Source organism: Nitrosomonas ureae (genome assembly GCF_900108305.1).
GTDB classification, from domain to species: Bacteria; Pseudomonadota; Gammaproteobacteria; order Burkholderiales; family Nitrosomonadaceae; genus Nitrosomonas; species Nitrosomonas ureae_B.
Genome location: NZ_FNUX01000024.1, coordinates 13,059 through 26,204 on the forward strand (window position 1 = coordinate 13,059; position 13,146 = coordinate 26,204).

The following is a 13,146-nucleotide window of genomic DNA, read 5'->3' on the forward strand; positions in this document are numbered from 1 at the left end:
TCTTCCTCACTTGGGTTTCCTTGTCAGATGATCATCAGGGACTTCCCATGGATCATGGGATACAGTTTGTGCGCTGCCGTCCGGATTCGGCGTGGCAAAAGGGGTTCCACCAGTATCGATAGATTTCGCCGCATCGGTAGCCACTGCTCCAGCCGCAGCCATTTGACGAGCGCCCTCCGCTAAATAAGTCGCGCCCATACTGGCAACAGCCATGGTGGCTGCGGCTGCCCCTACTACCTGACCACCGCTATAGTTCCCTACCCCTCCGGCATTAATACTGCTACCTGTAATAATTCCAGCTATCATGGGCGGTAGTTTTGAAACCAGGAAATAAAAGGCAACAGCAAAAATTAACATCACGCCCAATTCTTCAAAGTTCATGATGTTTTTACTCATTTTTCCATAATAATTGGTCAGAAAATCACTTCCAATCCCAACAATCAACGTCATAACCAGCAACTGGATACCAATGCCTAAAACTGTTTTGTAGTAATTAATGGCAAAATCGGTGGTCCAGCGAGCTCCACCAAAACCCAAAAAGAAAATCCCCGCATATAAAAGTACCCATGACGAAATCAGCAGCAATAACATGTTGACTGCTATGACTGTCAGAATGATTACAATAATGAGCGTAAGGACGAAGGCAATGAAGCTGTCAATAGGACTCCAAAAAGATATATTCTGGAGGAATAGATGCCACATTTTGATACCTACCTCAACAATATTGCCGTGACCCGAGCCGGTTTGTCCGGATGCCTGATTACCCAATATCTGCATGGAAGTAATAATTGATCCGGCAATGTTGTGCCCTGATACAGCATTGGTCAGCAGCCAGAAGAAAAACCCTGTAAATATGATGAATCGGGTAAATTCAGCAAAGAATTCGCCAATATCCGCTTGGCGCAATGCCATCATGCCAAACGTCCACACCATGGAAATTAACACCAACGTCCAGAACAAACGAATGGCTACGCCCTCTAAAATAGTGTGCCATCCTTTTGCTTTGGTTAAAAATTTTTGAGCAACTTGGTCCAGTACACTTTGATTAGTTACGGGATCAATATAGGCTAATTCAGCAAATGCACCAGTTGAGAGCAGCATCAGCCCCAAAGCACTAAAAAAAAGATATAGGCTCGATTTCTTCACAGGTTGATCCTCTTATCACTAGATTTCTATTGCTACTTTACTTCTTGAAGTTCGATAGGATTACCTGATGCATCAACAGGCCCATCCACAGTCCAGCGTATTGCGTCTCCTTTAAGTTCCGGTTTAGGTTCCTTAAGCTCCAAATATCCCTTAGGCTCCTGACAACCAGCCAAGGTCAGAAGCAAAGTCGCATTCATCGCAATAATGATGGTTTGGATTGTTTTCATGATTGTGTCCTTTGGTTTTAAATTAAATTAAATTAAAATGCGTCTCTGACATTCCAGATTTTTGGTGCCGGAAAATTAATTGGACTTAGGCGTTTGGTTGCAGCCTGATGTGCGGCTTGCTGCATGGCTTCTCGATCCGTTTGCGCCTGATTTCTTGCATTTTCTGCGTTAAACTGTGCAATCATCATGGTGCGCAGTTGCAACAGTTGATTGGACTGATAGGCCGCCAATTGATTGGCGTACTGAATCGCTTCCAACTGCCCGCCTGCAGTTTCAGCCCGCGATTGCAGCAATTGCAAATGCGCGGCATCAAGAGGTACTCCGTCTTGATGGATTTCCAAGCCCCGCAATGATGCATCATTAGCACTTTTTTGCGCGTTGGTGCTGGTTGTTTGCCCTTGCTTGATCAAATCCCAGGCGGTGTCTGAGCAATTACCCCCGAGATTAAAACAGGGTGAACCACTGTAATAACTCGCGTTTCGGTACCGGTTCAGATAGTTCTCTACCCCGCCCTGATCTTGATAATATTTAAGGGTATTGGACGCTTGAACTAACCGATTCATCGTATATTCCGCTTTGGCCCAAACATAAGCCGCCGGTGCTACCGTGTTTCTGAGCATGTTTTCATATTGCTGCAATTGCGTTCGATACTGATCGATCTGCTTGAGCCGCATCTCTACACTCTCATAAGCGGTAACCGTAGTCTGTTTTATGTTGGATAGATCAATCACAGCCATCCCCCCTGCCCGGCTTATGGATGAATACCCAGCGTCGCCGGTTGCAAGCAGGATTGCTACCCCAAGGGCGGTTAGATTCTTACGGTTTATCATGCGAGATGCTCCTTGGATTAATAATCAAATGATTGATATGGTTTAGTAAACACCAGGTCCTTGGTGACAATGACGTTGAATCTAAACCCTGGACGTATTTCCAGTGTGGGCGCAATATTCAGGTTTTTCATCATTAAGCGCGTGGTGGCTTGGCCCAGTTGCTGGCCTAGCGATTGACTTAATATGCTACCGGCATTTTGCCGCCCGAAGACACCCCCTCCCCCGGCATCACGCTGACTGTACGTGGCACCGGCAATCACAGCCGACATCAATAAAGCTGAACCAAATATGCGCAAATAATGATTATTCACCTGATCCTTGAATCCCACCTGACCGATACCGTCAGCACCCGGCATCGCACCGATATCCATGGTCTTGCCATCCGGGAAGATAATCCGTTGCCAGGCCACCAGCACGCGCGATTGGCCATAGGCGACCTCACTGGAATATTCTCCAACCAGCCGCGCACCTTGAGGTACCAGACGGTGTTTGCCAATGGGCGTGTCATAAATGTCCTGGCTGACTTGTGCCATGATCTGGCCGGGCAGTTCTGAATTAATACCGGAAATAAGCACTGCCGGTATGACAAATCCGGTCAGCAGGCTATACGGTGTTTCGGGTGCTGCTGGTTGGCTATTCAACGCCCAACGATTCCCCTGCCCTGTTGCATCAAAGTTTGCATAATCATTATTGGGTCTTTTTGAATCGGCGTCGATTAATTCCGGCGCCAAACTATTCATGCTATCCAGGCCATCCAGACTATCCCGGCCACTGATAGCCCCACTGTCTCTGATGTGTTGCAATCGCGCCAGATAATTAGCGGCAGGATCATCTTTGACTTGTGCGTCGACTTGTTGTCTGACCGCGGCTATTCGCGCCAAGGCTTCTTCCCTGTTAGGGGTGGATGTTAAGGCTGAACCCGCACTGCGCGGTGCTTCCATTGGCACATGTGTTTTTGCTTTGACCGCTTGCTCGAATAGCTGCAATTTCATCATGCGAATATGCTCTAAATCCGGGTTAATTTCTTGCATGCTGAGCGATGTGGGCGGTGGCAAAGGCGGTAAATCCAAATTGTCATGATTACCAGGGCGTGCAATGATGATTTCGGATGGTAAATCCAGCGCAGGTTCCATCGGTGCCGGTCTTTCTGGCTCAATAAAACCTTCCTTGTATTCACCGGTAATAAACGCGGCCAGTGTATTACTCGATCCCGTTTTTTTGCTTTCCTCGGCGTTCGCGGATTCTCGCGGTTCTGCGCGGTTCATCGCCACTATCATCATGATCAGCAAAAAGACCAGCATAATCCCGACAACAATATAAATCGGTAGGTTGTTAACCCGGCGCACACCCGATGACGAGACGGTATCAGGCGATGTGTCAGCAGCCATGCTCATATTATTCCTTGCGCACCCAATAACCTGCTGGGTTTATGGTGTTCTCGCTGGAAATATACGCGCGAGTCAGCACATGCTGATCTACCAGAACTGTGAGGCGGTATAAGCCGTCCATGCGGTCAAAGATATACCCAAGTGTCATGCCACCCGATGAAGATGTATCCGTTGAAGTGTTATGGCTTGGCTTTTGATGCTCAATAATGGCATAGCCCCCGGTTCGCAAACTTTCCACTAAAGCATCGCCAAATGAATCCGTCGTTGGGTGTTGCAGATTGAATTGAGTGCTCGCCGGTGGATAAAGCGCTATCAGTTGCTGCGTCACATCATGAGCGATGCTTTTGTTGTGAGTATCATCGTTCGCCGCCACAAAATTGCCGTATGGTGTGGTGGCACAACCGGCCAGCATGAATAGCAAAATAGGCATTGATAACCGCAACATTTTAATTTCCTTGTGTTTTGGTAATCGTTACACGGCTTTGATCGCTACCTACACCCGCAATCAGATACGCTTTATCAAAAACTGCATCCACGATGTACCGGTCATGCTGCAAACGATAATTCACCATCACCTGCGTGTCTTTTGAGAAAAAGCCCCCTTCTTTGCGCACCACCATTAAAACCGGCGCTTCCTGTTGCGAAAATGTGGTCGGCATCTGAATGATGGTTTTCTTGCCATCGTTATAGACGCGCAGCGGTTTCCAAGCAGCTGTTCCTGACACGCTATACAAAAAATCCAGATCGCCTAAATACTCCCCCGTTGACGGTATGATTCTGGCTTGTTTAATGGCAATGGCGCGGGTTTCTCTTAGTTTCACGGCATCCCATTTCGCCTGGGCATCTTCGGGATAAATAAAGGCCACGCGCGGCATGAATTCCTGTCGGTGTGATCTCAATCTCAGGTGATAAGTACGCCGATCGGTAGTCACGACCAGTGAGGTTTCCAGTCCGACATCCAGCGGTTTGACGATTAAATGCTGCACTTCGGATGCTCCACGCCCGGTGATTGCCGGTTCGACTTGCCAGCGCACTTGATCGCCCAGGTGAATGGAATTGACTTGTTCGCCGGGTTGCAGCTGAATATCGCAAACCTGCAGCACTGCGCAGACAATGCTGGGTTGTTGTGCGCCAAATAAAAAGCGGATGGTGCCATCGGGTCCGGCAACCGGTTTGATCCCCGTGGCACTGGATTGTTGCCATTTCCTGGCTATTTCAATGGATGCTCTTTCCTGTGGCGTGAGCTTTGGGTTGTCTTTTGCAAAATAGGAATCCGGAAAATTACTGCCGACCGCGAAGACTTCGCAGGGAAGCAAACCCATACTGAGTGCAATCAGTGCATAGTGAGCGTATTTCATGGTCATTGCCTTGTTATATCTGTTTAGCCCAGGAATAATCCCGAACATAGATGCCGAGCGGGTTATTGCGAATTTGATCTTCGGTTGTGTTGGCGGTTGAATCGATGCTATAGATCGTCAAAAGCGCGCGCATCATGAAAGACGGCTCCTTGGGATGCCCTTGACGGTCATACACCGATTCTTGCCAGATCACCTGCCAGGTTTCAGGGCTTTGCGGAATCACTGAGATAATCTCAATATTGACGGTTTCATTGGCGGCACGTTTGAAAGGGCTGCTGGTATCGGTACCGTTTAACCAAACATTGGTTTTAGCTGTTGCCGCATCATCCGATGAGAGCATGGCATAGGCCCTAAATATTGCGCGGCGCTGAAGTGCAATATCCGGTGTGACCATCCGTAAATCATTAATAAACGAGGCAACCGATGCATGAATCACCCGAGGATCCGCCGGGGCCGCCATATCTGCCCGTGACACTGCTATCGCCTCTCCCAGGTGATCAATTTGTACCACGTAGGGAATAAACTTCGACTGGCTGCCAATATGAATAATCCCTCCCACAGCTGCCAGGGTGATCATTAAGGACAGTATTGCCAGTATTTGCCACATGTTGCGCGATGCAGCCACCGACTCCATGTGATCATTCCAGGAGCGCCGCGCCGACAAATAAGGGTTATCATTTTCCCCGTCACGGCGGCCACCCTCTATGAATTCATCAGCTAATCGTGCATTTTTGGGATGAAGATTGAGTAATGCTTGTATTGACTTCATGTCATGGCCTCATTATTTAGTTTCAATCCTTTAATATCGAGCCATTCCTTAACCCAACTATCGCCAAATTTTGCGATCAGCTGTTTAATGGTGGCGATGGATTCTTTATCTGATGAGCCGACAAAGGCTAAAGCTACTTTGCCTAACGCCAGGTCGTAGAGCCTTCTACCCTCTTCGGATACATAATAATATTGACGTTTGGAAACCGCCGAGGCGATAATTTCAATCTGGCTGCTATTGAGTCCCATGCGCCGATACAGCGCCGCTGTATCCTGATCACGTGCGTGTACGTTGGGCAGAAATATCTTGGTTGCGGTGGATTCGACAATCACATCCAGAATTCCGCTATTGGCGGCATCGGATAAGCTTTGCGTGGCCATCAATACCAGGCAATTGTTTTTACGCATGACTTTTAGCCATTCACGAATTTTTTCACGAAAAGCGACATGCGCGAGCATTAGCCAAGCTTCGTCCAGGATGATTGCCGCCGGTTGGCCGTGTAAGTCTCGCTCTATGCGTCGAAACAGATATAACAGCGTGGGCAGTGCATATTTCTGGCCCAGATTCATGAGTTCCTCGATCTCAAAGGTTGTGAATGATGACAGGCTCAAACCGTCATGGTCTGCATCCAGCAAATGCCCCATCATGCCATCAATGGTGTACTGCGCCAGTACATCGCGAATGGCTTCATCTTGTATCGTCACCACGAATTCCGATAACGTCTTGGCACCACTTCGGTGCATGCTGGTAATCGCGTTACTGATTTCATTGCGTTGCGCCGGGATAATCGTGATGTTGTTCAGTTCGATAATGGTGCTAATCCATTCCAGCGCCCAGGCGCGATCCCCTTTTGTTTCCAGGAATTGAAGCGGGCAAAACGCCAGCGCGTCATCCTCGGAAGCCACGCAAAAATGCTTGCCGCCGACAGCTTGAGTCAGTGGATACATGGACATGCCTTTATCAAAGCAATAAATAGACATGCCCTTGTAACGCCGCAATTGCGCGGCTATCAGTGCCAGATGGGTTGATTTACCGGCACCGGTGGGGCCAAACATGAAGGTATGACCCAGATCGCGCACATGCAGGTTTAACCGAAAGGGTGTGGCCCCTTGAGTAATACAGTGCATCAGGGGTGCCGCCATGGGCGGATACATCGGGCAAGGCGCTTCATTCTTTCCTGGCCATACGGTATTGCTTGGCATCAGATCAGCCAGATTCATAGTGTTCAATAGAGGGCGGCGTACATTCTCAACCCCATGCCCCGGCAAGCTGCCCAGGTACGCATCGATGGTGTTGATGGTTTCAATACGGGCAGTAAATCCCATATGATTGACTGCTTTAGCCACTTGACGAGCGGATGCTTCTAAATCCCCCCGGTTCTCGCTCATCAACACAACCACGCTGGTATAGTAGCCTTGTGCAACTTCGCCGCTATTGGTCTCGGCAATGGCCGCTTGCGCGTCACTCACCATATTCATGGCGTTTTGATCAACATGACTGCTATGCGAATTGAAAACCTGGTCAAAGAAGCTGCGAATCTTTTGTTTCCATTTTTTACTGAATTTCTCCAGATGGCCGACCGCCTCGTGCGTATCCATGAAAATGAATCGCGTTGACCAGCGGTATAAACAAGGCAAATCAGCGAGTGAATTAATGAGCCCTGGCGATGAAGCCAGCGGAAAACCCTCAATCGATACCACCTGTATGAAATGGTGCCCGATTTTAGGCACCACCCCACCCCAAAACTCCTGACCACTTAATAACGCATCCAGATAGATGGGGTTTTTGGGAAAAATCACTGGATGGTCAAGGCCGCTGATGCAAAATTGGATCCAGCGCAGAAAAGCATCATAGTTAACCGACGTATGATCTTCCTGAGTTATCGTTTTACCTTGTAACCGCTTCATTCTGAACACACTGGACAGGTGTGATTCGATATTTGCGCATTCGCGCTTGAAATGGTTAAGCAAGGCGATGGTTCTGGTTTTGGAATCAACCGGCACGCCCTCGTCATCAAACATCAGTTCCACAAACTTTTGTTGTGCCAACAGCGGCGGTAAATAAGTCGCGGTTATCACATAACTACTTTCGTATAACGTACCCACGCGCTCGAAAAATTCGCGTCGTTCCTCATCAATCGCGGCTGAGACCGCATCCGGAAAATATGAATCATCCTTATTTGAATACCCTGGGGCGGGTTTGCGAACCGCATCGATATGGATCATCCAACCGGAACCCATGCGTGATAACGCATGGTTAATTTGTAAGGATACTTGATTGCGTTCAACTTCCGTACTGCTATTGGAGTCTACACCTTGATAGGCCCACGCCGCCATAAGTGATCCATCTTTGCCGACAATCACGCCATCATCAACCACCGAGGCATAAATAAGCAAATCCACAAAACCGGGAACTTGAGCGCGATGTTTAGCCAGTTTTGATTTGCCCCCGACGACGTTCATGCGCAGAAACAAAAGGAATAGCATCACCATCCCGCTGCCAGAGAAGAAGAAAACGACGCTCTCAATCATCGGTATTGTTTCCCTTGCGTGTTTGTGTTTTGGTAGAAAGGCGTACTGCGTGCCGGATAATAGGTTCTGTATTTGCGGTGACGTAAATACACTTTGCGTAACAGCGGATCATTCTTTGCCATCAGGCGCAGCGCAAACAAGGCAAAAACCCACAATGTTGTGCCAAAAACAAACGCCTTGAATTCAAACGCACTGAATATCAGCGCAAAAGCCAATAATCCGGAGAACATGACCAGTTCCCGGTCACCCCCCATAAAAAGATTGGGACGATTCGCCGATTGCCGGATTTGTGTTTGGCGCAGGGACATGGCTATCCCCTACCCTCGCTTATATTATTTCTTGGCGTAAATAATTCAGGGGTTGTTTCTGGCGCGGGTTGTAATGCTTCGCCACTGGATGAAATGACCGCACCGCCAAAAAGATTGGTCATAATATTTTGTGCGCCGATCAATAACGCCATGACCAGAACGATAAAAATCAATGTTCTGAAAAAAGCATTCAATTCACCACCAAAAATCAAAATACCCCCGGCCACAACAATACCGACAATGGAGAGCGTAAAAGCAACCGGGCCCGTGACTGAGTTTCTCAGACTCACCAGCCAGGTTTCATACGGTAATGCGCCACCGCCACCCACGGATGCAAGTGCCAGCTCCGGAACAAACAGCAGAAAAAGAATTAATAAGATTAATACGTTACTAAGAGCATTAAACTTCGGGATTGCCAGTGCTATTGCATATTTCATTTAATACCCTTTTTAGATTTAGAATTTTTTGATGCGGTAACTTCCTCGCCTGTGACCTTCTACTTCGACGATTTCCTGAATACGACGACCCGTTGGGGTGCGCACAATATGCACGACACAATGAACAACTTCTCCGATCAGTGCATCAATATCCCCTGGTGCTGATTTGTTTCGTGTAATCAATGAGTTTAGTCTGGTTAATCCTGAAAGCGCGTCATTCGCGTGTAGTGTGGCTGCCCCGCCTTCATGTCCCGTGTTCCAGGCATCGAGTAAGTCCAGTGCTTCTTCTCCCCTCACCTCCCCGACCAATATCCGATTCGGGCGCATACGCAGCGTTGTTTTGAGTAGTTGGGTCATCGAAACATCAAGGCTGGTGTGGTATTGCACGAAATTCTCAGCGGCGCATTGAATCTCGCCGGTATCTTCAATGATGAAAATCCGTTCAGTCGGATCATGGATCACCATTTCATTGATGATGGAATTAACCAATGTAGTCTTACCGGAGCCGGTACCACCCACAACCAGGATATTGCGATGTTCGGCAACGGCTGATTTGATGATGCGGCATTGCTTAACCGTCATCATTTCTTGTTCAACGTATTGTTCTAACGTGAATATAGAAATGGCTTTTTTACGGATAGCGAATGTTGGGGATGACACGATGGGAGGAAGTTGGCCCGCGAAGCGCGAGCCGTCGAGTGGAAACTCGCCCTCAATAATAGGTTTTAGCTTGGTGATTTCCTTGCTGTGGTATCCGGCCACTGTTTTGATAATCGCTTCGGCCTGAGCTGGACGCAAATCACCGATACATGCCATGGTTTCACCCAGTTTTTCTTGCCAGACGCGGCCATCGGCGTTGACCATTATTTCAACGGTTTGGGGATCATTTAGCGCATTGATTAATAATGGGCCCATGTCTCGATCCAGCTTGCGCTTGGCTCTGTCTTTCAGCGTAGAGCAGCTTTCCTCAGATTCCAACATGGATATATCCCGTTTTATTGTTTAACTATATTTACAATATAACGTGAATGTAATTAAAGCAACTACTTTTTGTCTTTTCTTTTTTTATGGGTTAATACTTGCTTCTTATTCTCTTCATTCCAAAGAGATACTTGATATGCCTGAAAATCAGTAAGGAGCGCACTTACGTGAACATACCCTTCTGGCAATCTGGATTGAGGCTTACCTTTCATAAGTTCATCCACGACTGCTTTATCAATATTTGTCAGCTCCAGGAGTGCGGGAAGTGGCGTCTCTAAAGCATCGGCAATGGACTCCATGATTCTAAGTGATGGATTGGCTTTATCATGCGTCAAATCAGACAAAAATGAAGTTGATATCCCTGATCTTTCGGCTAGCTTTTTTTTATTGATGCCCAGTTCTTCGATTAGACGTAATATGTTTGTTAGAAGAATTTTATTGTACAAATTATTATCCATTAAATTAAATTAATTAGTTTCTTTTTCAGAAAAAGACAACCCGTTGTTCGAGAACAACTATAAACTTAAATTACACGACCCAGTGCGACAATTTGTCGCTGCTAAACATTAAGTTACAATATGTCGCTACTGTTATATATCAAAAGAACAATGATAATAAAGAATCTTTATTTACTGAATTGACATTTATAAATAATATTACGTAATATAAATCACTTACAAAAGTTATGAAGAAAAACGTTGATACATTAAAAGAACCACAAAAAGATAAAATCAGCACAGTAGACTCTTTAGATCTTCCATTAAATTTAATTGAAGAAGACCCCAACCAACCCCGCACCGAATTTGACCCCATAACCCTACAAGAACTTGCAGACACCATTCGTCTTCGAGGCGTAAAAACACCTATCTCCGTGCACCCCAACCTGAATAAGGATGGGCATTTCATCATTAATCACGGAGCGCGGCGTTATCGTGCATCGATCCTTGCCGGAAAGAAATCAATCCCCGCATTCATTGATTCTGATTATACGCAATCAGATCAACTTATTGAGAACCTGCAGCGAGACAATTTAACGGCAAGAGAAATAGCTGATTTTATCGGTAGACAGGTATCTAAAGGATTAAAGAGCGTGGAAGTTGCCAAGGAAATTGGCAAATCAGAAGGGTTTGTGTCACAACATCTTACCTTGCTGAATTTACCTGATCCCATTGCGAAATTATTTAATTCAGGTGAAATTCGAGACGTGATGATTATCAATGACCTGGTAAGAGCTTATAGACAAGATCAGTCAAGACTAACCAAATGGCTGCATAATCCGGATCAAGAGATCACACGCAGCTCCATTAAACTTTTCCGCGAATTTATAAAAAATAAAGATACTCATTATCCTGAAGTAGATGATATTACCCATGAAGAAATAACTGCAGCGTCTGCAAGCCCTATTCCAACAACTAAATGCCATTCACCATTGCTTACAATGGTAAAATTGATCGATGAATTTTATTTAATTATAAAGAAGGAAAACAATGTCTTGGACAAAACACTGACATTATTAAGCAAAGAAGAAAAAAACCAATTAACATTCTTGCTCAACAAACTCGTGACGTTTGGAAAAACTATTAAAGGCGATTAATTTAAACAACAGTTACTAAAACAAACGATATAATGGTTTTCTTTATTAGCTAATATTCTTTATACTGGATTTAAACGATGAAAGGTTGAAGTAAAAAAACCTTCTAGTTGCTTTCAGGGTTAATAATAAGGGGTTTGCTTCTAATGGAAAATCTGCCAGTTTTAATAAACACAGTCAAACAAATGAAAAAACCACCTAAGGCTCCTATTAAAAGCTTACAACTTGAGTTATTTTCTCAATTCGTTACTAACGATCTAAGTCAAGTTTCTAACACAATTGAACTTTGGGAGCGCATACCGAAGTATTTCTTTACTTCTAAACAAGTTGAAAAACTGCGTACTATTGATGGTTTAGCTAAACCATTCGAATGGGCATACAAGGAAAACGAAAACGAATATACCGTTTCCATTCAACCCGCATTGATTAAACAAAAAGATAAAAAATACAAAGCTTTTTTCCCTGGAGTTACAGAAGAACTTGTAGAAGAAGCACTAAAGAAGATATTTAGTGATCAACAATATGCTATTCATGACCCTGAAAAGACAGAAAGTTGGATTAAATTTACTTTAGGAATGATACAAAAGGCGCTTAAAACGAAAGGACGATCCAGAAGCATTGATGAAATTAAACAAGCAATTGAGGTAATGAATAAATGTAACATCGCTTTATATAAAAATAAAAAAGAAATATGGAGCGGTGCTATTCTCCAAGATCTTGTAACCGTTGGTCGTGAAGAATATCTCGCTTCCACAGATACCCATCACATAGCTAGATTACCCCTCTTCATCAGTCATAGCATCAATAACCTCGATTATCGGCAATTTAACTATGACCGTTTAATGAGTTGTAATGAACAACTAACCCGATGGTTATATAAACGACTAATTAATCGCTTTACACAGGCCAGTCACATAACGACTTACTCTTGTATGTATTCAGATATTAAACAAGCAAGTGGGCTATTACAACAGAATAAAGAAGGAAACAATCGAAGTAAAATTTTATCAGCCTTTGAAGAGTTAAAAGAAAAGGGCGTAATACAAAGTTATGTTACAGATGAACGCAAGACTGCTAGAGCAATTACAGATATAAAATATACAATTAAAGCAACACCGCAATTTATAAAAGAACAAATAGCTTCAAATAAACGAACAACTGATATAAAAACTATAGCGCAAAAATCAGGTATTCGGTTAATTAAAAAACCATAGTGGCAGATTTAACAGAAAGTAAGCGGGATATAGGTTTAACCAGCAATAGTTATAGGTTTAACCAGCGATAGTTATAGGTCTGACCGGTGTTAGTTATAGGTTTGACCAGCAAATAGATTTTGAAGTTATAGGTCTGACCAGCAATTGATTATAGGTTTAACTAAAAGACATTCAATATGTTATAGGTTTAACCAACAGATATGATAAAAAGATATAGGTCTAACTAGCAGATAAGTAATTAAGTTATAGGTTTAACCAACGATAGTTATAGGTTTAACCAGCAAAAACATAAGTGAGTTATAGGTTTAACCAGCAATTAAAATATCAGTTATAGGTTTAACCAGCAGTTAAAACAATTATACAACT

General features: G+C 44.8%; 14 protein-coding genes. 2 read left to right on the forward strand and 12 right to left on the reverse strand.

All coding sequences use genetic code 11. The annotated features are described in order from the left end of the window. Positions 1 to 6 precede the first annotated feature (6 nt). The 12 genes from trbL to C4S39_RS11910 form a co-directional block, all read right to left on the reverse strand. Complete coding sequence (gene trbL, locus C4S39_RS11855) at positions 7 to 1,146, reverse strand: P-type conjugative transfer protein TrbL (protein WP_258039428.1); 1,140 nt, start codon at positions 1,144 to 1,146, stop codon at positions 7 to 9. Positions 1,147 to 1,178: 32 nt separating this feature from the next. Next, complete coding sequence (locus C4S39_RS11860) at positions 1,179 to 1,373, reverse strand: hypothetical protein (RefSeq protein WP_103967204.1); 195 nt, start codon at positions 1,371 to 1,373, stop codon at positions 1,179 to 1,181. A 32-nt stretch (positions 1,374 to 1,405) separates the two neighbouring features. After that, entirely contained in the window at positions 1,406 to 2,203 is a 798-nt protein-coding gene (gene trbJ, locus C4S39_RS11865; protein ID WP_103967205.1) for a P-type conjugative transfer protein TrbJ, read from the reverse strand. Between the two features lie 17 nt (positions 2,204 to 2,220). Next, positions 2,221 to 3,591 (reverse strand): TrbI/VirB10 family protein, encoded by a 1,371-nt coding sequence (locus tag C4S39_RS11870; RefSeq protein ID WP_103967235.1) that lies wholly within the window; start codon positions 3,589 to 3,591, stop codon positions 2,221 to 2,223. A gap of 7 nt (positions 3,592 to 3,598) precedes the next feature. Then, positions 3,599 to 4,036 carry a conjugal transfer protein TrbH gene (locus C4S39_RS11875; protein WP_103967206.1) on the reverse strand — a complete coding sequence of 146 codons (438 nt, stop codon included), beginning with the start codon at positions 4,034 to 4,036 and terminating at the stop codon, positions 3,599 to 3,601. A gap of 1 nt (position 4,037) precedes the next feature. Further along, entirely contained in the window at positions 4,038 to 4,949 is a 912-nt protein-coding gene (trbG, locus tag C4S39_RS11880) for a P-type conjugative transfer protein TrbG (protein ID WP_103967207.1), read from the reverse strand. A gap of 13 nt (positions 4,950 to 4,962) precedes the next feature. Further along, complete coding sequence (locus tag C4S39_RS11885; RefSeq protein WP_103967208.1) at positions 4,963 to 5,718, reverse strand: VirB8/TrbF family protein; 756 nt, start codon at positions 5,716 to 5,718, stop codon at positions 4,963 to 4,965. Further along, positions 5,715 to 8,249 carry a VirB4 family type IV secretion/conjugal transfer ATPase gene (locus tag C4S39_RS11890; RefSeq protein ID WP_103967209.1) on the reverse strand — a complete coding sequence of 845 codons (2,535 nt, stop codon included), beginning with the start codon at positions 8,247 to 8,249 and terminating at the stop codon, positions 5,715 to 5,717. The genes C4S39_RS11885 and C4S39_RS11890 overlap by 4 nt, the downstream gene beginning before the upstream one ends. Continuing rightward, a complete protein-coding gene (locus C4S39_RS11895; protein ID WP_097107551.1) occupies positions 8,246 to 8,557 on the reverse strand; it encodes a conjugal transfer protein TrbD in 312 nt (103 codons plus the stop codon). Before C4S39_RS11895 ends, C4S39_RS11890 begins: the two co-directional genes overlap by 4 nt. A gap of 2 nt (positions 8,558 to 8,559) precedes the next feature. Beyond that, a complete protein-coding gene (locus C4S39_RS11900) occupies positions 8,560 to 8,994 on the reverse strand; it encodes a TrbC/VirB2 family protein (protein WP_103967210.1) in 435 nt (144 codons plus the stop codon). Between the two features lie 18 nt (positions 8,995 to 9,012). After that, positions 9,013 to 9,975, reverse strand: a complete 963-nt coding sequence (gene trbB / locus C4S39_RS11905; protein ID WP_181023816.1) for a P-type conjugative transfer ATPase TrbB — start codon at positions 9,973 to 9,975, stop codon at positions 9,013 to 9,015. Between the two features lie 62 nt (positions 9,976 to 10,037). After that, positions 10,038 to 10,421, reverse strand: coding sequence for a helix-turn-helix domain-containing protein (locus C4S39_RS11910; protein WP_103967237.1), 384 nt, complete (start codon positions 10,419 to 10,421; stop codon positions 10,038 to 10,040). A 239-nt stretch (positions 10,422 to 10,660) separates the two neighbouring features. Here C4S39_RS11910 and C4S39_RS11915 point away from each other — a divergent pair, with 239 nt between their 5' ends. Both C4S39_RS11915 and C4S39_RS11920 read left to right on the forward strand, forming a co-directional pair. After that, the gene (locus C4S39_RS11915; protein WP_103967211.1) at positions 10,661 to 11,569 is read left to right on the forward strand and encodes a ParB/RepB/Spo0J family partition protein; all 909 of its coding nucleotides are present in this window, start codon (positions 10,661 to 10,663) and stop codon (positions 11,567 to 11,569) included. A 143-nt stretch (positions 11,570 to 11,712) separates the two neighbouring features. After that, positions 11,713 to 12,780, forward strand: coding sequence for a hypothetical protein (locus C4S39_RS11920; RefSeq protein ID WP_258039429.1), 1,068 nt, complete (start codon positions 11,713 to 11,715; stop codon positions 12,778 to 12,780). Positions 12,781 to 13,146: the final 366 nt, after the last annotated feature.